Origin of the sequence: Caulobacter sp. NIBR1757 (assembly GCF_027912495.1) — a bacterium.
GTDB lineage: Bacteria > Pseudomonadota > Alphaproteobacteria > Caulobacterales > Caulobacteraceae > Caulobacter.
On the sequence record NZ_CP115463.1, the window covers coordinates 1,116,976 to 1,137,194 of the forward strand.

Annotated in this window: 19 protein-coding genes; 5 read left to right on the forward strand and 14 right to left on the reverse strand. The window is 66.8% G+C overall.

The window, feature by feature from the left end; translation table 11 throughout:
- Position 1 precedes the first annotated feature (1 nt).
- Positions 2 to 2,995 carry an NACHT domain-containing protein gene (locus O5I81_RS05370; RefSeq protein WP_271067921.1) on the reverse strand — a complete coding sequence of 998 codons (2,994 nt, stop codon included), beginning with the start codon at positions 2,993 to 2,995 and terminating at the stop codon, positions 2 to 4.
- Between the two features lie 97 nt (positions 2,996 to 3,092).
- Positions 3,093 to 5,336, reverse strand: a complete 2,244-nt coding sequence (uvrB, locus tag O5I81_RS05375; protein ID WP_271067922.1) for an excinuclease ABC subunit UvrB — start codon at positions 5,334 to 5,336, stop codon at positions 3,093 to 3,095.
- Between the two features lie 158 nt (positions 5,337 to 5,494).
- On the opposite strand from uvrB, the gene O5I81_RS05380 reads away from it, so the two are divergent.
- Positions 5,495 to 5,932, forward strand: coding sequence for a hypothetical protein (locus O5I81_RS05380; RefSeq protein WP_271067923.1), 438 nt, complete (start codon positions 5,495 to 5,497; stop codon positions 5,930 to 5,932).
- 6 nt (positions 5,933 to 5,938) lie between these two features.
- Here O5I81_RS05380 and O5I81_RS05385 read toward each other — a convergent pair whose 3' ends face one another.
- Together O5I81_RS05385 and O5I81_RS05390 are read right to left on the reverse strand one after the other, a co-directional pair.
- A complete protein-coding gene (locus tag O5I81_RS05385) occupies positions 5,939 to 6,379 on the reverse strand; it encodes a hypothetical protein (protein ID WP_271067924.1) in 441 nt (146 codons plus the stop codon).
- 1 nt (position 6,380) lies between these two features.
- Entirely contained in the window at positions 6,381 to 6,827 is a 447-nt protein-coding gene (locus O5I81_RS05390; protein WP_271067925.1) for a hypothetical protein, read from the reverse strand.
- 476 nt (positions 6,828 to 7,303) lie between these two features.
- On the opposite strand from O5I81_RS05390, the gene O5I81_RS05395 reads away from it, so the two are divergent.
- Positions 7,304 to 8,329 carry a cell wall hydrolase gene (locus O5I81_RS05395; RefSeq protein WP_271067926.1) on the forward strand — a complete coding sequence of 342 codons (1,026 nt, stop codon included), beginning with the start codon at positions 7,304 to 7,306 and terminating at the stop codon, positions 8,327 to 8,329.
- 63 nt (positions 8,330 to 8,392) lie between these two features.
- Here O5I81_RS05395 and O5I81_RS05400 read toward each other — a convergent pair whose 3' ends face one another.
- From O5I81_RS05400 to O5I81_RS05415, 4 genes are all read right to left on the reverse strand, one after another.
- Positions 8,393 to 9,208: an SDR family oxidoreductase gene (locus O5I81_RS05400; RefSeq protein ID WP_271067927.1), complete on the reverse strand. Its 816-nt coding sequence runs from the start codon at positions 9,206 to 9,208 to the stop codon at positions 8,393 to 8,395.
- Positions 9,209 to 9,274: 66 nt separating this feature from the next.
- On the reverse strand, positions 9,275 to 9,451 hold the full coding sequence (locus tag O5I81_RS05405; RefSeq protein ID WP_271067928.1) for a YegP family protein: 177 nt from the start codon (positions 9,449 to 9,451) through the stop codon (positions 9,275 to 9,277).
- A gap of 100 nt (positions 9,452 to 9,551) precedes the next feature.
- Positions 9,552 to 10,823, reverse strand: a complete 1,272-nt coding sequence (locus O5I81_RS05410) for a divalent metal cation transporter (RefSeq protein WP_271067929.1) — start codon at positions 10,821 to 10,823, stop codon at positions 9,552 to 9,554.
- Positions 10,820 to 11,806 carry a GlxA family transcriptional regulator gene (locus tag O5I81_RS05415; protein WP_271067930.1) on the reverse strand — a complete coding sequence of 329 codons (987 nt, stop codon included), beginning with the start codon at positions 11,804 to 11,806 and terminating at the stop codon, positions 10,820 to 10,822. The genes O5I81_RS05410 and O5I81_RS05415 overlap by 4 nt, the downstream gene beginning before the upstream one ends.
- A 91-nt stretch (positions 11,807 to 11,897) precedes the next feature.
- On the opposite strand from O5I81_RS05415, the gene O5I81_RS05420 reads away from it, so the two are divergent.
- Positions 11,898 to 12,581, forward strand: a complete 684-nt coding sequence (locus O5I81_RS05420; protein ID WP_271067931.1) for a DJ-1/PfpI family protein — start codon at positions 11,898 to 11,900, stop codon at positions 12,579 to 12,581.
- Between the two features lie 503 nt (positions 12,582 to 13,084).
- On the opposite strand, the gene ygiD is transcribed toward O5I81_RS05420, so the two are convergent.
- Entirely contained in the window at positions 13,085 to 13,864 is a 780-nt protein-coding gene (ygiD, locus tag O5I81_RS05425) for a 4,5-DOPA dioxygenase extradiol (protein WP_271067932.1), read from the reverse strand.
- Positions 13,865 to 13,965: 101 nt separating this feature from the next.
- Here ygiD and O5I81_RS05430 point away from each other — a divergent pair, with 101 nt between their 5' ends.
- Positions 13,966 to 15,093 (forward strand): acyltransferase, encoded by a 1,128-nt coding sequence (locus tag O5I81_RS05430; protein WP_271067933.1) that lies wholly within the window; start codon positions 13,966 to 13,968, stop codon positions 15,091 to 15,093.
- Here O5I81_RS05430 and O5I81_RS05435 read toward each other — a convergent pair.
- The 3 genes from O5I81_RS05435 to O5I81_RS05445 all read right to left on the reverse strand — a co-directional run bounded on the left by O5I81_RS05435 (position 15,090) and on the right by O5I81_RS05445 (position 17,849).
- The gene (locus tag O5I81_RS05435; protein WP_271067934.1) at positions 15,090 to 16,346 is read right to left on the reverse strand and encodes a hypothetical protein; all 1,257 of its coding nucleotides are present in this window, start codon (positions 16,344 to 16,346) and stop codon (positions 15,090 to 15,092) included. The genes O5I81_RS05430 and O5I81_RS05435 overlap by 4 nt on opposite strands.
- 76 nt (positions 16,347 to 16,422) lie before the next feature.
- Positions 16,423 to 17,265: a carboxylating nicotinate-nucleotide diphosphorylase gene (nadC, locus tag O5I81_RS05440; RefSeq protein ID WP_271067935.1), complete on the reverse strand. Its 843-nt coding sequence runs from the start codon at positions 17,263 to 17,265 to the stop codon at positions 16,423 to 16,425.
- Positions 17,262 to 17,849 (reverse strand): TetR/AcrR family transcriptional regulator, encoded by a 588-nt coding sequence (locus tag O5I81_RS05445; protein WP_271067936.1) that lies wholly within the window; start codon positions 17,847 to 17,849, stop codon positions 17,262 to 17,264. Before O5I81_RS05445 ends, nadC begins: the two co-directional genes overlap by 4 nt.
- Before the next feature lie 51 nt (positions 17,850 to 17,900).
- Between O5I81_RS05445 and O5I81_RS05450 the strand changes: the two genes are divergently transcribed.
- Complete coding sequence (locus tag O5I81_RS05450) at positions 17,901 to 18,494, forward strand: hypothetical protein (RefSeq protein ID WP_271067937.1); 594 nt, start codon at positions 17,901 to 17,903, stop codon at positions 18,492 to 18,494.
- Here O5I81_RS05450 and O5I81_RS05455 read toward each other — a convergent pair.
- Both O5I81_RS05455 and O5I81_RS05460 read right to left on the reverse strand, forming a co-directional pair.
- A complete protein-coding gene (locus O5I81_RS05455; protein WP_271067938.1) occupies positions 18,482 to 19,999 on the reverse strand; it encodes an L-aspartate oxidase in 1,518 nt (505 codons plus the stop codon). The genes O5I81_RS05450 and O5I81_RS05455 overlap by 13 nt on opposite strands.
- Entirely contained in the window at positions 19,999 to 20,199 is a 201-nt protein-coding gene (locus O5I81_RS05460; protein WP_271067939.1) for a hypothetical protein, read from the reverse strand. Before O5I81_RS05460 ends, O5I81_RS05455 begins: the two co-directional genes overlap by 1 nt.
- Positions 20,200 to 20,219 lie beyond the last annotated feature (20 nt).

Consider the following 20,219-nt stretch of genomic DNA (forward strand, 5'->3'; position numbering starts at 1 on the left):
CCTACGAAGTCAGCAAGCGCTCTCCAGTCACAACTTCCTCGATAGACGCTGCCAATCTAGGATTCGATAGCCTCAACGAGTCCACAAGTTCCATTTCCTTGCGAAGCAGCTTGTTACGGACCAAGTCGCCACGCGAGACGTTTCTTTGGCTTGTTGATCTTGCACGGTGTCGGCCCCCATGCCCTTCAAGCCAAACTTGAAAAGCGAAGATCGCCCCGGCGAATGCAGTCTGATCATTATCCAGGGATTCAAAGGCAGCTAGCCAAGCGTCCTCTGGAATATAGCCTGCAGGCCGGCGCGAAACGGAAGCCGCTTCAAATGGCGGCAAGCTGAAGCCTACCGAGCCGAATACGCGCAACGCAGCCACTCTGCGAGAGAGAGGAAATGCCACATTATCCAAGAGATGCTGATACATCTCGCTTGCATAAAGCGCCAAACCTGAGAGCGCGCCGATGTCTTCTAAACTTCCAGCAAGCTCCGCCTTCAAGAACAACTCTATTCCGTGAGTTCTAATCAGATCTTCACTGATCACTCCATACCACGACCATTGTAGTTCGACAAAGCGGCGTGTTCTTTTGGCTCTGTCCAATATTTCGCTTTTTGTATCTTTTAATACTTCATCTCTTGTCGCCCGGTGAGCAAATCCGCCCCGATGAATACGTGATCTGTCGTTAACTCCTTGTAGAGCGCGAACTGCAATCCTAGAAAGAGCGTCGTTCTCAGAAAGCACAGCGTCCTTAAACATTTTAACCGCTTGGCTTTGCAAAAATACCTGTCGATCACGGCTGCTTTCCAAGGCCATAGATATATTTGAAAATGAAACAAAATTACCCTTTAAAGCAAGCTCGGTGGCCCCAGAAAACAGAGCGCTAAGCGCATCCTTTACTGCTGCTTCGCTCGGGCTCAAATATTCCATCGACTTTGCGAGAAAGGAAAGTATGGCTTGCTTCTGTAACGAAGACGACGCCGAAGCAGACCATTCAATCAAAATATTGATGGCTTCTTGTTGGCGCCTCGCGTTGCGATAAGTTTTCAACTGCAGTGCTAAGTGGGTGACAACATCCCATTCTTTACGCACTATCCGAGGTTTCATATATTTCAGTAGTTGTGCAACCGTGTCGAATTTGTCGTCTATACTGCGAGAGAAAAAATACTCGAGAAAAGTTTGGTGTGTAAAGGCGAAGACTCGATCGCCGACCTCCGTCATAACCCATGCGCGCCCCACTAAAAATTCTAGTAACGATCGCGCCGCAGCAATTGCCTTTGAGCGGTTTTCGTAGAGCGCGCCGAAGTACTGTCTCAACTCGGTTTCAAGCCATTGTCGCTCGACCCCGGCGGATAGCTTTGGGTCGCCATAAACGCGGGCTGCTATCTCGCTGAAAAGCTGCAATCTGTCGAAATCATCTGGCAGGTCGGGAAGAATTCCGCGATCAGGATCCCAGCGCTCAAACATAAGAACGGCGCACTCTCTGTAGATCTCCGGTCGATTCGACGGAATGTCTTTCTGAGAGTTGAATAGCCAAGCCATCAACCCGAGCATAAGGGGATTGCGCCTTAGATCGGCAGCATTACGCTCTGTTTGCTGAAGGAACCGTTGTGATTGGGCGGCCGCTTCGGCCTCAGTATGCTCACCGACCACTTTGAAGAACTTCTTCGTGTATTCGGAAACTTCCGCATTGTCGAACTTCTCTAGAACGTACTCCTCATAGTCTCCAGGCATCGGTGCCGAGTCGTATCCGACGACTCGCGATGTAATTATCGAAGGGCACAGTGGGTAGAGTTCACAAAAAGCTTGAACCAAATCTACAAATTCCCGCCGACGTGAGGTTTCCAATATTTCGTCAAGCCCGTCAAAGGCAAAAACGGCCCGCCCACAGACAAAGAGATAGCTCAAAGCTTCAGATACGTCCGTAACGTCACCCGGAACGTGTTGCCGGGTGTCTCTGACGAGATAATCGAAAAGAGACAGCTGAGGTTCTTTGACGCGAGCCTGTTCGAATTGCCTGAGAATTACCCGAAACGGAATCTTTTGCTCGCTTTGCCCTATCTGGGGCCGATCGCCGTACTGTAGTGCGTGGAATGCATTCTTCGCCAAATCATAACATAGCCTTTGACAAAGAGTGCTCTTACCGCCGCCTGGATCACCCAGAACTACTATGCGTGAAAAGGACGCCTTCAAATCAGCAAAGGCTACTCGAGAAAGTTCGTTTTCTATTTCCTTAGGATTCACATGAACCGCTAGACTAGCTGAGATGTTTTGTTGAGAAATGGTTGCGGGCGCGATGCCTTTGATTACACCCTCAAGATGCCGCGCGTTGCGCTGACTCTCGCGCAGCCGAATCTTCGGTGGAATATAAATTCTGGTGATATCAACGTTTCGAGCGCCCTTGTTTGTCTCGACCCGCACATTCTTGTAAGAATTCTGTAGTCCTTTTGCAATCTTCGCCAGGGTTGGATTCAGAGACTCGAATGTGTGCTGAGGGCGATTAGGAAGGCGCAATGAAGACAGCGCAGCGTCGAGGGCGCTGAGGCGGTTGCTTATTTCCTTATGGTGAGCAGACAGTAAGGCATGGACAGATTTATCTTTAGAGAGCTCGGCAAACGTAGTCGAGAACGATATCATTAAGCTTTCGAATAGAGTAAAACACTTACCGTCATCTTGAGGGAGAAAGCGATAGTACATCTCGGAGAACGTGGGCTTTAGCGCTTCCCCGTCGGCAGATAGAAGCGCGTGCTGGATCATTGCATCGGCCAAGCCCGATTTAGCGAGTTCATCAAGAAATGCTGACACGCTCTGAGTTAGCTCGCCTCGGTAGGTACCGAGAACAATCTCAAAATCCGAGAAGGCCGTTTTGACAAGAGCACTCTTGGCCGGAATGTTCTTCAGAGCACTATCTATTTTTCGGAGGCGGAGTGCCTTCTGCATTGTGAGTGAGAATGCGCGTTGCATTCCCGCTGACAGGACTTTGGTTAGAATAGCGGACATGGCACCCATTTTCCCAATCTCCGCGCAAGCTTGTGTTTAAAATAGTGAGTTAGTCAATGTGAACGTGTGGTGACGGTGGAGTTCACGGGGGCGAATATGACGCTTGCTACCGCTTCCCCTTCCGAAACGCCTCCGCCGCCTCCACCCGCGCCTGCTTCCTCAGCGCCTTCGGCACGCTCGCGTCCACCGTCTCGCCCGCGCCGGTCAGCGCCTCGCTGGCGAACTCCAGGTCGAGCAGCTTCAGCCGCTTGATCTCGTCGCGCAGCCGGGCCGCCGTCTCGAACTCCAGGTTGCTGGCCGCGTCGCGCATGCGGGTTTCCAAGTCGCGGAGGGTGGCCTGGAAGTTGTTGCCGAGGAAGGGTTTGGCGTCCTCCGCCACCCCCGCGTCGATCCTCACATGGTCGCGCTCGTAGGGGCTGGCCAGGATGTCCTTGATGCTGGACTTGATGCTCTCCGGCGTGATGCCGTTGGCCTGGTTCCAGGCGTGCTGCTTCTCGCGGCGGCGCTGGGTCTCGCCCATCGCCCGCTCCATCGAGCCGGTGATGGTGTCGGCGTAGAGGATCACCTTCCCGTCCACGTTCCGCGCGGCGCGGCCGATGGTCTGGATCAGGCTGGTCTCCGAGCGCAGGAAACCCTCCTTGTCGGCGTCGAGGATGGCGACCAGGCCGCACTCGGGGATGTCGAGGCCCTCGCGCAGCAGGTTGATGCCGATCAGGATGTCGAAGGCGCCCAGCCGCAGGTCGCGGATGATCTCGATGCGCTCGAGGGTGTCGACGTCGCTGTGCATGTAGCGGACGCGCAGGCCCTGCTCATGCATGTATTCGGTGAGGTCCTCAGCCATCTTCTTGGTCAGGACGGTGACCAGGGTGCGGTAGCCGCGGGCGGCGCAGTCGCGGGCCTCGGCGATGACGTCGTCGACCTGGCTGGCGTTGTTCTTTGAGACCGGGCGGACCTCGACCGGCGGGTCGATCAGGCCGGTGGGGCGGATCACCTGTTCGGCGAAGACGCCGCCGGCCTTGTCCATTTCCCAGGGGCCGGGAGTGGCCGAGACGTGCACCGTCTGGGGGCGCATGGCCTCCCATTCCTCGAACTTCAGCGGGCGGTTGTCGAGGCAGCTGGGCAGGCGGAAGCCGTACTCCGCCAGGTTCCATTTGCGGCTGTAGTCGCCTTTGTACATGGCGCCGATCTGCGGCACCGTCTGGTGGCTCTCGTCGGTGAAGAGGAGGGCGTTGTCGGGGATGTATTCGAAGAAGGTCGGCGGCGGCTCGCCCGGGCGGCGGCCCGTGAGGTAGCGGCTGTAGTTCTCGATGCCGGCGCAGCTGCCGGTGGCCTCGATCATCTCGATGTCGAAGGTGGTGCGCTGTTCGAGGCGCTGGGCCTCCAGCAGCTTGCCGTTGGCGACCATCCAGTCGAGGCGCTGCTTGAGCTCGGCCTTGATCTGGTTGACGGCCTGGCGGAGCGTCGGGCGCGGGGTGACGTAGTGGCTGTTGGCGTAGATCTTCACCGTCTCCAGCTCGGCGGTCTTCTTGCCGGTCAGGGGGTCGAACTCGCTGATCGCCTCGATCTCGTCGCCGAACAGGCCGATGCGCCAGGCGCGGTCCTCGTAGTGGGCGGGGAAGATCTCGATGGTGTCGCCGCGGCGGCGGAACATGCCGCGCTCGAAGGCGGCGTCGTTGCGCTTGTACTGCTGGGCCACCAGGTCGGCCATCAGCTGCTTCTCGTCGATGCGGTCGCCGACCGACAGGGAGAAGGTCATGGCCGTGTAGGTCTCGACCGAGCCGATGCCGTAGATGCAGGAGACGGAGGCGACGACGATGACGTCGTCCCGCTCGAGGATCGCCCGGGTGGCGCTGTGGCGCATGCGGTCGATCTGTTCGTTCCGGCTGGAGTCCTTCTCGATGTAGGTGTCGGTGCGGGCGACGTAGGCTTCCGGCTGGTAGTAGTCGTAGTAGCTGACGAAATACTCGACGGCGTTGTCGGGGAAGAAGGACTTGAACTCGCTGTAGAGCTGGGCGGCGAGGGTCTTGTTGGGGGCGAGGATCAGGGCCGGGCGCTGGGTCTCGGCGATGATGCTGGCCATGGTGAAGGTCTTGCCGGAGCCGGTGACGCCGAGCAGGACCTGGTCGTGCTCGCGCTGTTTGATGCCGGCGACGAGGTCACGGATGGCGGTCGGCTGGTCGCCGGCCGGCTCGTAGTCGGCGACGAGGTTGAACTTGCGGCCGCCCTCGGACTTTTCCGGGCGCGAGGGGCGGTGGGGCTTCCACAGCATGGGGGCGTTGGGATCGGCCAGGTCGTGGACGAACTGGGCCGAGACGTCCTGGACACCGGCGAGGGATTGCTTGGGGGGCATGGCTGCAATGTAGGGCTCGGGCGGGCGTGGGGCCAGTGGGGCTGGTGACAGGGGTTGGCAGCAGTGAAGCGGGCGAGGGGGCGCGGTGTTCCCCCCTTTGTCGGGCATGACGGGCAGGAGCGCCGGGCCGGATGCTTGACGCTTACCGGAGTGACTCCATGACTCTTGCTGCCCGTATTCTTGCCCCCCTTAGCCTGATGGCCGCCATCCTGGCGACACCGGCGCTCGCCGCCGACGCCCGGTCGATGACCGGGGTCTGGGAGGGTGGTTACGACTGCTGGCATGGCAAGACCTTCCTGCGCCTGACGCTGACCGGCGAGGCCAACGGCGATCTGAAGGGGACGTGGCGCTTCGGGCGGGTCAGCTATGAGGGTGTCGCCCAGCAGCCGGTGCCGGACGGCGAGTTCGAGGTCCACGGCTGGCTGGAGGACGACGGCGGGGTGCATCTGTCGGCCGGCGACTGGATCCTGAAGCCGGAGGGGGACTGGGCCAAGTTCGGGGTGATCGCCGACCTGGTGGAGGGCAAGTCCGACCGCTACATCGGCGGCTACATCCTCTCGCCGACCTGCGGAAAGTTCGCCGTCTTCAAGAAGTAGGGGCGATCAGCCGAACTTGCCGGTGTAGCCTTCGTAGATGTCGAGGCAGGCGCTGCGTTGCAGGTTCCAGGGCCCGGTGCGCTTGTCGCCGCCGCGGGCCAGCATCTCGTTGCCCATCTCGCGGCCGGTGGCCAGCTGGTCGGAGGCCAGGGCCAGGGCGGCCTTGCGCTCCATCCCCCGGTCACGGACCAGGCGATCAATGGCGGCGTTGAACATCGCCACGCCGGTGGACTTGTCGGCCTCGTCGCCGCGATAGGCGAAGCCGGCCGAGAAGATGCCGGCGCATTGAGCGTGCAGCACCCAGTAGGGCTTGCCGACATCGGACTCTGTCAGGGCGCTGGCGGCGCCCTTGCTCATCACCAGGTCGGCGGCGGCGACCGGCGCGGCGGCAAACACCATGGGGGAGGCGACGAGCAGGGCCGCCAGGGCTGCGGAGGCGATCTTCATGTCAGTAGCTCACCTGGGTGTAGGCTTCGGCGACATCGAGGCAGGAGCTGCGGGCGAAGTTCCAGGTCGATTTGGCGCTGGTGTCGCCGCTGGAAACAAGGCCCATGCTGTCGGTGCGGGCCTTCAGCACGGCCGGCTCGATGACCACCAGGGCTTCCTTGCGGGTCAGGCCGCGGTCCTTGACCAGGCGCTTGATGGCGTCGTTGGCGAAGGTCACCGCCAGCTTGCTGGAGGCGTCGGCGCCGGCGGTGTCGCCGCGGTCGGTGAGGTATTGGGCGGCGGCGCCGAACAGGCCGGCGCACTGCGCCTGGGCCGACCAGTAGGGCTGGCCGTTGAGGTTCTCGGTCAGGCTGTCGGGCGCGGCCTCGTACAGCAGGTCGCCCGCGAGAGCAGGCATGGCGGCGGCGGCGAGGGCCAGGGCGGCGGCGCCGACGATGAGCTTCTTCATGGACGTCTCCAATACGTCACGCGTGGACGTAGAACATGGTGACTCGCAACGGGCCGTCGCGCAATGGATACCCGAACCGAGGCGTCAGGTTTCGCACAGTAGTCTTCGCCTCGAAGGCGAAATTTGCCGCAGTGCGGGCGAACGCCGGAGTCTTGGCGAATCTGCAAGAACTTGAGTGTGTTAACCAGGGCCGGCGCGAAATCTGGCGGCCTGCTCAATGTTGCGGTGCAGCATGGCCTTGCGAATCGGCCACATTTGGGCCATAAAGTCTGGCATAAGGACCACCTCGGCCTAATCCTGATCCTGGCCGAATCCGTCGTTCGATCGCCCGCGTACAGTATTTTGGGCTTGTTCGACGCCGATACCGGGGGGCGCATCCTGCCCCTGTCGCACAGGACTTGAGACCTTTGTTTTTGTTTGAACGGAGCCGCGCTGGCGCGCGAGCCCTGGCCGTTGGCGCATCAACCGGCGCCGCCATGGGCCTCATCGTCGCGGCCGCCTATGTGGCGGGCACCGCTGACGCGCGCGAGCAGAACGTCCGTATGGCCGACATGGCCCAGGCCGCCGGCGGCGGCTATTCCGAAGTCGCTCTGCGCGACCGCGTGCTCGACATGGACCCGGCCGCCCTGGCCCTGGCCCGCCGCTACGATCCCATGCTGACCACCGGCGGCGCCCAGCGCGACCGCCAGACGGCGCTGGAAGTCGCCCGCATGGATCGCATCGAGCCGCCGGCCAGCGCATCCTTCGTCAACGGGACCAAGCCCGCCGGCGGCGTCGTGCTGCGCGCCAGCTTCGGCGGGCCGTTCAACCCCGCCGCCGAACCCTTCCGCCTGACCGGCGCCCTCGACACGTCGCGCGATCTCGAGTGCCTGACCCAGGCCGTCTACTACGAAGCCCGCGGCGAGACTCCGGCCGGCCAGGCGGCCGTCGCCCAGGTGGTTCTGAACCGCGTGCGCCATCCGGCCTTCCCCAAGAGCGTCTGCTCGGTGGTCTTCCAGCGCGCCTTCGGCGTCTGCCAGTTCAGCTTCGCCTGCGACGGCTCGATGCGCCGGGGCCGTGAGCCGGGCGCCTGGAGCCGGGCCCGCAAGGTCGCCAGCCGCGCCATCGCCGGCTATGTGATGCCGAGCGTCGGCAACGCCACCCACTTCCATACCATCAACGTCTCGCCGGGCTGGGGCCCGCGCATGGTGCGGGTGGAGCAGGTCGGCCTGCACATCTTCTACCGCTTCGGCGGCGGACGCGGCGCTCCGGGCGCCTTCGACGGCCGCCCCCGCCTGTCGGGTCCGGACGGCGACTTCCAGGTGGCGTCGGCGACCGACCTGCCGGAAGGTCCGCTGCCCTACGAGGTGGTGACGCCGTCGGGCGCCAAGGTGATCCTGGCCTCGGCGGTCTCCGAGACCCGGGGCGACGCGCCCGGCATCGGCGGTCCCGCCGACAAGCCCAAGGAGCCGGCGACGGCCCCGAAGTCCGAAACGTCCGCGTCTGCCGCGAGCGCGATGTAGCCACCCCACGGCTGTCATCCTTCGGTCGCGCTGCGCGCGACCGAAGGATGACAGCGGGTCGGTTCAGCTCGCCTCCGCCAGCGCCTTGAACCGCTTGCGGATCATCCCCGGCATGAACCGGAGCATGAAGGCGATGTCCCGGCCGGCCTTGCCGACGATGTAGTTGAGCTTGCCGCCCTTGCCGGCCGCCGCGTCCCAGATCACCTGGGCCGCTTCCTCGACCGTGTAGACCGGCGAGCCGCCCTCGCGGATGGCGTCGGTGATCTTCATGTTGGTGCCGCTGGCCCCGGCGTTGAGGATCGGGGTGTCGACGAACCAGGGCATGATGCAGCGCACCGCCACGCCGAAGCGGGCGAATTCGGCCTCCAGCGATTCCGACAGGCCGCGCACCGCGAACTTGGTGGCCGAATAGATGGCCATGCGCGGGGCCCCGAACAGGCCGGCGCAGCTGGCCACGTTGATCAGAGTCGAGCCGGGCGTCGCCTTGAGCAGCGCCAGGCCCGAGCGGGCGCCGTAGATTACGCCCTTCACATTGATGTCGATCTGCAGGTCGCCTTCCTCGACGCTCTGCTCCTCGAGGTAGCCGTAGCGGGCGATGCCGGCGTTGTTGAGCAGGACGTCGAGACGTCCGCCGCTGGCCTTGGCGAAGGCGGCGAGGGCCTTGTCCCATTGCTTGAGGTCGCGGACGTCGAGGTCGAGGGTGACGCCGTTGCCGGGGCCGATCTCGGCCAGGGCGGCCTTCAGGCCGGCCTTGTCGATATCGGCCAGGCCGACGAACCAGCCTTCCCGGGCGAAGCGTTTGGCGGCGCCCAGGCCGATGCCGCTGGCGCCGCCGGTGATGAAGATGCTCTTGCGCCCGTTGGCGCTGGCCGTGGCCATGGCCCGCCTCCCGTTCCGATGATTGGTTATCTTCGATCAGAAGCGGGAGGGGGCGTCAGGTCAAGCTCAGCTGTTGTCTTCCGTCGGGGCGTCCGGGCCATTTTTCTTGATGGAGTCGATGGCGTTCTGGGCCGAGGCCTTCGAGCTGTAGCCTTCGGTCGAGAAGAGGGTCTCGCTGTTGTACTTGAAGCGCACGCGGTACTCGCCGGCCTTGTCCTTGTAGATTTCGAACTTGTGGGCCATGGGGCGTCTCCTTCTGTGGGGAGCCCGACATTGACTCCCGCCAAGGGGCCGCGTCCACCCCTTCAGGCCCGTGAAAACCCCGAATGGGCGCCCTGGTCGCCTAGATCAGGAACATGCCGACGCCGGCCGCCAGCATGACCGCCGTCGCGGTCCAGCCGAGGACTTTCAGCGTCCGACCGATGGTGAAGGGGCCCATCACCGACCGCCGCGAGGCCAGCAGCATGGCGACGATCATGATCGGCACGGCGACGAGGCCGTTGAGCACGGCGCTCCAGAACAGGGCCTTGATCGGGTCGATGTCGGAGAAGCTGAGGGCGACGCCGCCAAGGGTGGCGGCGGCGATGATGGCGTAGAAGCCCGGCGCCTGGCCCAGCTTGCGATCCAGCCCCATCGGCCAGCCGAAGGACTCGGCGATGGCGTAGGCGGCCGAACCGGCCAGAACCGGCACCGCCAGCAGGCCCGTGCCGATGATGCCGAGGCTGAACAGCACGAAGGCCAGGTCGCCGGCGATCGGGCGCAGGGCCTGGGCGGCCTGGGCGGCGTCCTTGATGTCGGTGACGCCGTTCACATGCAGGGTGACCGAGGTGGTCAGGACAATGAAGAAGGCGATGACGCTGCAGACCGCCATGCCGGTCCAGGTGTCGAGGCGGATGCGGCGCAGTTCGTTGTCGGCCAGTTCCGGGTGGTGGATCAGCGATCGGGCCTCCGGGTCGGGACCCAGGTCCTCGACCTCCTGCGAACTCTGCCAGAAGAACATGTAGGGGCTGATGGTGGTGCCGAACACGGCGACGACCATGGTCAGGAAGACCGGCGTCAGCTGCACATCCGGGACGAAGGACTTGAACGCCACCTCGGCCCAGGGGATCTTCACGGTGAACACCACCCCGACATAGGCCAGCAGCGACAGGGTCAGCCATTTGAGGACCTGGACGTAGCGCTTGTAGCTCATGAAGATCTCGAGCAGCAGGCAGGCAAGGCCGAAGCCTCCGGCATAGACGAAGGGGTTGACCCCGGGCAGGACCAGGGCGGCCGCCGCCCCCATGGCGGCGACATCGGCGGCGATGTTGATGGTGTTGGCGACCAGCAGCGACAGCACCAGCACGGCCAGCAGCCAGCGCGGGAAGACCTTCTTGATGTTGGCGGCCAGGCCGTGGCCGGTGACCCGGCCGATGCGGGCCACCACCTGCTGGATGCCGGCCAGCAACGGATAGGCCAGCACCACGCTCCACAGCATGTTCAGCCCGAAGGCGGCGCCGGCCTGGCTGTGGGTGGCGACGCCGCCCGGATCGTCATCGGCCGCCCCGGTGATCAGCCCGGGGCCCAGGCGGCCAAGGAAGCTCGGCCGGCGATCGCGGGGCGGGGAGGTTTTCATGTCGGCGCGGGTCCGGCGGAGGGGGCTTGTGCGGTATGGCCGCTCTCAGGGCGGCGGCGGCGCAACGCCTGAGGCGGTTGCCCGAACGCCCGCAGGAAGGCGCGCCGCATGCGCTCGCTGTCGCCGAAGCCGGTTTCGAGGGCGACGTCCTCGACCTGCAGGGGCTGGCTTTCGAGCAGGGTGCGGGCCGCCTCGAGGCGCAGGCGTTCGACGGCCTTGGCCGGGGTGACGCCCATCTCGGCGGTGAAGGCGCGCAGGAAGGTGCGTTCGCTCATCATCGCCTGTTCGGCCAGGTCGGGCACGGTCAGCGGCCGGCGCAGGTTCTCGCGCATCCAGGCCAGCAAGGGATCGAACCGGCCGCCGGCCTCCAGCTCCAGCAGGGCCGAGAACTGTGACTGGCCGCCAGGCCGGCGGTGATAGACCACCAGCTGCTGGGCGGTCTTGCGGGCGACGTCCTCGCCCAGGTCCTCGCCGATCAGGGCCAGGGCCAGGTCGATGCCGGCGGTGATCCCGGCGCTGGTCCACACCGGGCCGTCCCGCACGAAGATGCGGTCGGCCTCCAGCTTCACGTTCGGATAGGCGCGGCGGAAATGGTCAGTGCGATTCCAGTGGGTCGTCGCCCGGCGGCCCTCCAGCAGGCCGGCCTCGGCCAGGATGTAGGCCCCTGAACAGACCGAGGCGATGCGGCGGGCGTTGGCGCCGGCGGTGCGCACGAAGTCGAGGGTGGTCTCGCAGATGGCCGGGCCGCGCGTTCCCTCGCCGCCGCTGAGCAGTAGGGTGTCGAAGCGGTCGTCCATGCCGAACGGCCGGCTGTCGATGGCCACCCCGCCGCTGGCGCGCACCAGGCCGCCGTCGCGGCTGATCGGCTCGACCGCGTAGGCGCCGGGCCGGAAGCGGTCAGCAATCTCGAAGGCCGACATCGGTCCGGCCGCGTCGAGTAGCTGGAAGTCGGGAAAGACGAGAACGCCGATGCGCTTGGTCATGAGCCTGGCGGAAATTGAGGGATCAATGTCATTTCGGCCAGACGCTAGGTCGTCCATGATGCCCTGGTCAAGCCCACAAGGAGACGCCGCCATGGCCGCCGCCCCGCTGCACATCATCTTCGCCCTTTACCCCGGAGTCACGCATCTCGACTTTACCGGGCCGCATCAGTTCCTCAGCCGCCTGCCGGGCGCGCGGGTGACGGTGGCCTGGAAGGACGGCGGCGAGCTGGAGGCCGATGGCCTGACCTTCGCGGGCTTGGCGCGGCTCGATGCGATCGAGCACTGCGACATCCTCTGCATCCCGGGCGGCTTCGGGACCAGCGCGGCCATGCTGGACGCGGACTTTCTGGATGAGATCCGCCGCCTGGCCGGACTGTCGCGCTATGTCACCAGCGTCTGCACCGGCTCGCTGATCCTGGCGGCGGCCGGACTGCTGGCCGGCAAGCGGGCGGCCTGCCACTGGGCCTGGCGGGACCAGCTGGCCCTGTTCGGGGCTATTCCGGACCCGGCCCGGGTGGTGCGGGACGGCAATGTCTTCACCGGCGGCGGGGTGACGGCGGGTATCGATTTCGCCCTGACCCTGGCGGCGGAGGTGGCCGGCGACGACTTCGCTCAGGCCCTGCAGCTGGGCCTGGAATACGCCCCGGCCCCGCCGTTCAACGCCGGCCGGCCGGAGACCGCCCCGCCGGACATCCTCGCCCGGGTGCAGGCGATGTACGGCGCGGCCATGCCTGAACGGCTGGCGGCCGCCGAGCAGGCCGCCGCCGCCGTCTGATCAGCGAAGCCAGCGCAGCATGTGGGGATAGGGCGGCGGCGGGGCTCGATGGTCATGCCGAAGCGGTGCAGCCCGGGCGTGCCGACATAGCGTCCGTCGTCGAAGCTCTCGCGCAGGGTGTCGCCGCTGTTCTGGAAGGACGGCGGATGGAAGACCACGTCGCTCGGCAGGCCCAGGTGGACTCCGGCGGCCCAGGACCAGGCCGTGCCCATCAGCTCCTCGCCGCCGGTGGCGTCGAACGGATCGCGCTCGCGATCCTCGGCGGCGATGACGGCCAGGTGTCCCGCCTCGTGCAGCAGGTCGGCCGGCGCGTAAGGCAGGGCCGGGTCATAGAGGATGACGCCGCGGCGGATGGTCATGCCGGGCAGAACGGTGGGCTCGGTCAGGGGGGCGGTCTCGATCCTCAGGCCGATCGAGCGGATGAAGGCGACGATGACGGTGGTCGGATCCTCGCCCGCCGCCACCGGTCCGTCGTTGCTCGTTCCCGTCCCCATGGCGGCAGGCTAAAGGCCCGGCGCGCCGAAGGCCACCGAGGTCATCGAGATGCCGGCGAAGACCTCGTCGTTGAAGAAGCCGACCGGCTCGTCGGCGTGGCTGGCGCCCAGGATGTAGAGCAGTGGCAGGTAGTGCTCGGCGCTGTTGATGGCCAGTTCGGCGTCGGCGCCGAGGCCGCGCCAGTCGATCAGGGAATCGTGGTCGCGCGCCGTGATCAGGGCCTTGGCCGTCTCGTTGAAGCGGGGCGACCAGTCGGGCGTGGTCCCGCTGCGAAAATTGACGGCCCGCAGGTTGTGGACGATGTCGCCGCTGCCGACGATCATCACGCCCTCGTCGCGCAGGGACGCCAGCCGGCGACCGGCCTCGTAGTGCCAGCGGTCGGGGCGGCTGCGATCGATGGACAGCGCCACGATCGGAATGTCGGCCTGCGGATACATCGGGGCCAGCACGCTCCAGACGCCATGGTCGAAGCCGCGTTCGGGGTCGAGGGCGACCGGGTCGGGGCCGAGCAGCTCGGCGACCCGCCTGGCCAGGGCGAGGTCGCCCGGCGCGTTGTAGCGGACGTCAAACAGGGCCTGCGGGAAGCCGAAGAAGTCGTGGATGGTCTGCGGCGCGGCGCCGGCCGTGACGGCCACGCCATGGGTTTCCCAGTGGGCGGAGATGATGAGGATCGCCTTCGGCCTGGGCAGGCTCTGACCGGCCCGGGCCCAGCCTTGGGTCCAGGCATTGTTCTCGATGGCGTTCATCGGCGAGCCGTGGCCGAGGAACAGGGCGGGCATACGGGTCATGGGTCTCATCCGTAACAGATGGAGATGCAGATGGGGAGCGGCCCGGCAGTTGCAAGTCCGGCCCCGAAGGGCCCGCCTCGGGTCCCCGGCAGACCCGAACCATGACCACCTTGCGCCAGAATGATACGAACTCCCCGCCGACCGGAAACGGCATTGTCCCGGGACGGGGCGGCGCGCTCGATCTGCTGCGGTTCCTGGCGGCCATGCTGATCGTGCTCTATCACTTCGGGCAGGACGCGCCGGTGTCGCTGGAGGCGCTGCATCCGGTGTTCGGGCGGGGCTACCTGGCCACCGATTTCTTCCTGATCCTGTCGGGCTATGTGCTGGGGCGGGCCTATGGCGGCCAGGTGCTGTCGGGCCGCATCGGGCCGGCGCGGTTCCTCGGCAAACGGATCCAGCGGCTGTGGCCGGCGCAGCTCATCGTGCTGGCCTGTCTGGCCCTGATCGTCATGGCCTCCGGCCTGGTCGGCATCAGCCCGCAACATCCGGAGAATTACACGCCGCAGGCCTTCGCCATGCAGCTGGTCTTCGCCCAGGCCTGGGGCCTGCCGGGCGGCGGCGGCTGGAACCACCAGAGCTGGTCGCTGTCGGCCCTGATCGTCTGTTACGGCGCCTTCCCGCTGTTGTGGAGCTGGATCAGCCGCATGAAGAGTTCGGTCGCCATGCTGTCGCTGGGCATGCTGGCGGTGGTCGGCGGTGATCTCCTTTGCGTCGCCCTGCTGGGGCGGCCGATCTATGACCTTCCCTTCCAGCTGGGCCTGTTGCGGGCCATGCCGCTGTTCCTGCTGGGCCTGTGCATCGCCCGGGTAGTCGAGCAGAACAAGCCCAGCCTGATCGTCGCGCCACTGCTGGGTTGGCTGGCGGCGGCGACCCTGGTGCTGCTGCAGGTGGCCGGGCGCTTCGACCTGGCCAGCATCGTCGCCATCGCCGCGGTGGTGCTGTCCTGCGGCCGCACGCCCGTGGCCAAACCCTCCAGGCTGATCGAGGAGGGGGCCAAGCTGTCCTTCGCCCTGTTCATCACCCATGCCGTGACCGGCATGCTGTGGTTCGGCGCCCTGCAGGCGCTGAACGCCCGGGTCGATGTGCCGGTCGGCCTGCAGTGGGCCCTGTGGGCCGGCTCGCTGCCGGCCGCCCTGGTCATGGCCATCGCCTTCCACCATTGGGTCGATACGCCCGTCCAGGCCTGGCTGGCCCGGCGGTTGAATCCGCGGCAGGCCGCTGTCGCCTAGAGGTTCTTTGAGGCCACGGAATCCCGGACCAGCAGGATGGCGTCATAGCCGTGGACCACCCGCGCCAGCCGGGCGTCGGCCTTTGCGGTGACCGAGGCCGACATGAAGCGGCGCAGGGGGCGCAGGTCGACCAGGGTCGAACCCTGCGGCAGGGCCAGCTCGGCCAGCGGCTCCAGCGCCATCTCCTCGATGGTCGAGACCGCGACGTCCTCGTAGGCGAAGTTGGCGGTGGGGTTCATGGCCGCCTGCCGGCCGCCGTTCAGCGGTATGACCAGCAGGTGGAAGCTCGAACCGCCCTCCAGGGTCGCCGTCTCGGCCAGCAGGTTTCCGATGTCGTAGACCTCGGTCATGCTGCGGCCGCGGACCATGTGGCCGCCGCCGAACTTGAACAGGATGCGGGGCTTGGGGCTGGCGGCGCGCCACTGGCGCACGAAGCTGGCCTTCATGAAGTCGGCGCGGATGGCGTTGGACTGGAAATAGCGCTCCTCGGTGTAGGCGCGGTTGGTGCGCAGGGTCTGGAGCAGGGTCTCCAGGATGTCGGCGCTGTCGCGGTCGGGGCTTGGCCAGGCGGCGATCAGCGCCTCGATCAAGGCCGGGTCGCCGGCGAAGGTGAAGACCTTGCTGAGGTTTTTGGTGGTCGCAAAGGTCGCCCAGCCGGCTTGCGAGGCGGCTTCGACGGCCGCCAGCGCGGCCTTGGCCGAGGCCGGGGCCTTGGCCTTGAGGCGGGCGATCAGCCGGCGGTCCATGATCACCTCGTAGTCGAGGCCCCAGATCAACTGTTTCTTGCCGGGCAGGGCTGAGCGGACGGCGGCCAGCATGCGGGTCTCGTCGGCCATGGTGTAGAAGGCCGGGCCGGGGGGATTGGCCCGGTAGTAGGCCTTGAGCCCCTCCACGCCGCCTCGGGCGGCCTGGTCGATGTCCTGGGCGATGGGCGGGGAGATTTCCAGAACCAGGCGGTCGGGCTTCAGGGCGATGGCCAGCTCGCGGACCAGCACCGGGACCTGGGCCATGCCGTGCTCCTCCCCGAAGGCGAAGAAGCTGGCCTTGGCCCCTTCGGCCAGCAGCCAGTCCCAGCCGGCGCCGCTGACGCCGCCGTTGAGGTCGATGGCGACCGGCAGACGGCCGTCCTTGAAGCCGGTCTTGAGCCGGTCGAGCCAGGTCGTCTTGGGCGGCTCCTGGGCCATGGCCGGCGTGGCGGCGGCAAGGCCGGCCCCGGCCAGGGTGGCGAACAGGCTGCGGCGGTCGAGTTTCATGAGTGGCCCCTCTTTGATCAAACAGAGGCCGTCAGGCCGGCCTCTGGATGCGGATGATGCAAACTTAATGAGGGGGCTAAGCGTCCAGCCCGATGTCCAGAACCGGGGCCGAGTGGGTCAGGGCGCCGACGCTGATGACGTTGACGCCGGTGTCGGCGATGGCGGCGACGGTGTCGAGGTTGACGCCGCCCGAGGCTTCGAGGACCAGGCGGCCGGCGTTGCGGACGACGGCTTCGCGCAGGTCTTCGAGGCTGAAATTGTCGAGCATGACGACGTCCGGGCCGGCGGCCAGGGCCTGGTCGAACTGTTCGAGGCTGTCGACCTCGCACTCGACCTTGACCAGATGGCCGGCGAAGGCGCGGGCCCGTTCGATGGCGGGCTTCACCCCGCCGCAGGCGGCGACGTGGTTGTCCTTGATGAGGATGGCGTCGTCGAGGCCGAAGCGGTGGTTGACCCCGCCGCCGCAGCGCACGGCGTATTTCTCCAGGGCGCGCAGGCCAGGCGTGGTCTTGCGGGTGTCGGTGATGCTGGCGCCTGAGCCGACGACCGCGTCGACATAGGCGCTGGTCAGGGTGGCGATGCCGCTGAGGCGGCCGAGCAGATTGAGGGCGGTGCGCTCGGCCGAGAGCAGGGCGCGGGCGTTGGCCTCCACGCGGGCGAGGACCGCGCCCGGTTCGACGCCGTCGCCGTCGCTGATCAGGGTCTCGAAAGTCGCCGTGGGGTCGAGGGCCAGGATGGCCAGGCGGGCGCAGGCCAGGCCGGCGATGGTCCCGGCCTTGCGGGCCCCGAAGCTGGCGGTCAGGCGGGCGCCGGCGTCGATGCAGGCCAGGGCGGTGATGTCGCCGGCCCGGCCCAGATCCTCGGCCAGGCTGGCGCGGACAATGGGCTCGATCAGCAGGTCGGGCAGGGGGGCGATCATCGGTTCAACAGGCCTTCGGTCAAGGTTCGGGCGGCGCGGCGCACCTCGGCGCTGGTCGTGGCGGGATCGGCGGAGACGGCGATGCGCAGAGCCCCCTGGACGAAGGCGCCGAAGATCATATTGGCCAGGGCGGGGACGACCGCGGCCTCCATCCGACCATCCTCGACCAGATGTCCCAGCGCGTGGGCGACCAGGGCGACGCCGATCGGTTCCTGCAGGGCGGTCCAGGCCTCGACACCGAGCACCGACGGACCGTCGATCAGCAGCATGCGGCGAGCCTCGGGCGACTCGTAGGCGTCCAGCCACTTGTCGCCGCCGGTGACGATCTCGTCGATCGCATGCTGGGTGATGCCCATGGTCGCCTGATCCACATAGCGGCCGACGTCGGCGACGACCGCCTCGCAGGCGGCGCGGAACAGGGCGGTCTTGTCCTTGAACTGATAGTAGACCGCGCCCTTGGTCAGGCCGGCGGCGGCGGCGACCTCATCGACGGAGACATCGGCGAACCCCTTCTCCGAGAACAGCAGGCGGGCGCTGGCGATCAGGCGGTCGCGATTGGTCAGGGCTGCGGGCGTGGTTGACAACATACTCTCGGTATGATCGATCATACCGACGGTATGACAAGGGGAAAGATCATGAAGACACCGACCTGGTTCATCGTTGCGGGGGCCGCGCTGGTGGCGGCGCTGATCGCCGTGGCCGGGGCGGCGGCGTTCGGCGGCTGGACCGGCGAGGGCGTCGGGGCGGCGACACGGTTTACCGCCCGTTGGGCCTTCCCCTGGTTCCTCGCGGCCTGGAGCGCGTCGGCGCTGGCGACGCTCTGGCCAGGCGGGTGGCGTACCGTCCTGCTGCGGCGGCGACGGGCGGTGGGCCTGGCCTTTGCGGCCAACCATACGGTGCATTTCGTCGCCCTGATGAGCGGCATCCTCGTCTTCGATGCGCCGGCCAAGCTGATCACCGTGATCGCTGGAGGCACGGTCTATCTGTTCATCGCCCTGATGGCGGCGACCTCCAGTGATGCCGCCGTGCGCTGGCTGGGGCCGAAGCGCTGGCGGTTGCTGCATGCGGTGGGGGGCTGGGCCATCCTGCTTGTGTTCACCAACAGCTATGTCGGCCGGATCAGCGAGAAGCCGTGGCTGGGCATACCGGCGGTGACCTTGATCGCCCTCGCTGTGCTGTTGCGGGCCGGCGCCTGGCTGAAGCGGCATCGGCGGGCTCAGGCCGCCTGACGGCGGGCGTCGAGGGCGGCCAGGGTGACGAAGGTGCGTGATGCCGGGCGCTGGCTGGGGAAGTCGCGGCGGAAGTGGCCGCCCCGGCTTTCGCGGCGCTCAAGGGCGCAACTGGTGACCAGGCGGGCGGCGGCGAGGACGGGGCCTTCGCCGTAGAGCTCGCGCTGGGTCTCGATGCGGCCGAGCAGGCGGGTCAGGCCCTCGCCGTCACGGACGACGCCGGCGTCCTGGCTCATGGCTTGACGCAGGCCCACGAGAGCGCCGTCTGGCAGGTCGGGCCAGGGCGTGGCGGGCAGGGGCGGCGTGGCGGGGTCGATGGCGTCGCGCAGGACGGCGCCGGCCCGCGTCCCGAACACGGCGGCTTCCAGCAGCGAGTTGCTGGCCAGGCGATTGGCGCCGTGGACGCCGGTGCTGGCGCATTCGCCGGCGGCCAGCAGGCTCGGCAGGCTGCTGCGGCCGTCCAGATCGGTGGCGATCCCGCCCATATGGTAGTGGCAGGCCGGGGCGACGGGCATGGGCTGGACGCGGGGGTCGAGGCCGGCCGCCTGCGCCGCGGCGAAGACGGCCGGGAACTCGTGGGGGAAGGCGGCGCCGATGGCGGCGGTGGCGTCGAGGAAGGCGCCGTGGCCGGCGGCCAGCTCCGACTGGATGGCGCGCGCCACCACGTCCCGGGGCGCCAGTTCGGCGTCCGGGTGGTAGCTCTTCATGAAGGCGCGGCCGTCCGTATTGCGAAGGATGGCGCCCTCGCCGCGCAGGGCCTCGGTCGCCAGGGGGGCCGGATCGGCGCCGACGTCGAGGGCCGTCGGGTGGAACTGCACGAACTCGGGGTCGGCGATGACGGCGCCGGCCAGGGCGGCGAGGCCGAGGCCCTCGCCGCGCACTTCGCGGGGCGTGGTGGTGACGGCGTAGAGGCCGCCGAGGCCGCCGGTGGCCAGCAGGGTGGCGGCGGCGGCGATCTCGATCAGGGCGCCGTCTTCAGCTTCGACCAGGGCGCCGCGCACGCGGCCGGCGGCGTCCTGCAACAGGCTGCGGGCGCGCAGGCCGGTGCGGACCTCGATGTGCGGCGCGGCCAGGACGGCGGCGATGACCGCGTTGTGGATCGCCCGGCCGGCGCCGTCACCGCCGACCTTGGCGATGCGGGCGCGGCCGTGGGCGGCTTCCAGACCTTGCGAGAAGCCACCGGTCGGCGTGCGGTCGAAGGGCGCGCCGAGGTCGGCCAGGGCGCGGACGGCGTCCGGGCCTTCGCGGGTGAGGACGGCGACAGCGTCCGGGTCGCAGAGGCCGGCGCCGGCGACGATGGTGTCCTGGGCGTGCAGGGCCGAGGTGTCGTCGTCGCCGAGGGCCGCGGCCATGCCGCCCTGGGCCCAGGCGCTCGAGCAGCCGTCGCCGAGCGGCGCCGGGCTGAGCAGCAGCACCTTGCGGGGCGCGGCGGCGAGGGCGGCGGTGAGGCCGGCCAAGCCGGCGCCGAGGATCAGGACGCCGTCATACTGTTCACGGGTGGTCATCAGCGCAGCTCCTGGGCCGCCCGCAGGGGGTCGGCTTCGAACATGGCGTCGTAGGCGTCGTGCAGGTTGGCGCCGTGGCGGATCAGTTCCTCGACGACCTCGCGGGCGCCGAGCGGCATCAGGCTGGACCAGGGCCTGGGCACCTCAGGCGGGGTGGCCTTGACGCGGTAGACGGGTCCGAACTTGCTGACCTTGATCATGGTGAGCCTCCTTTCGAGCG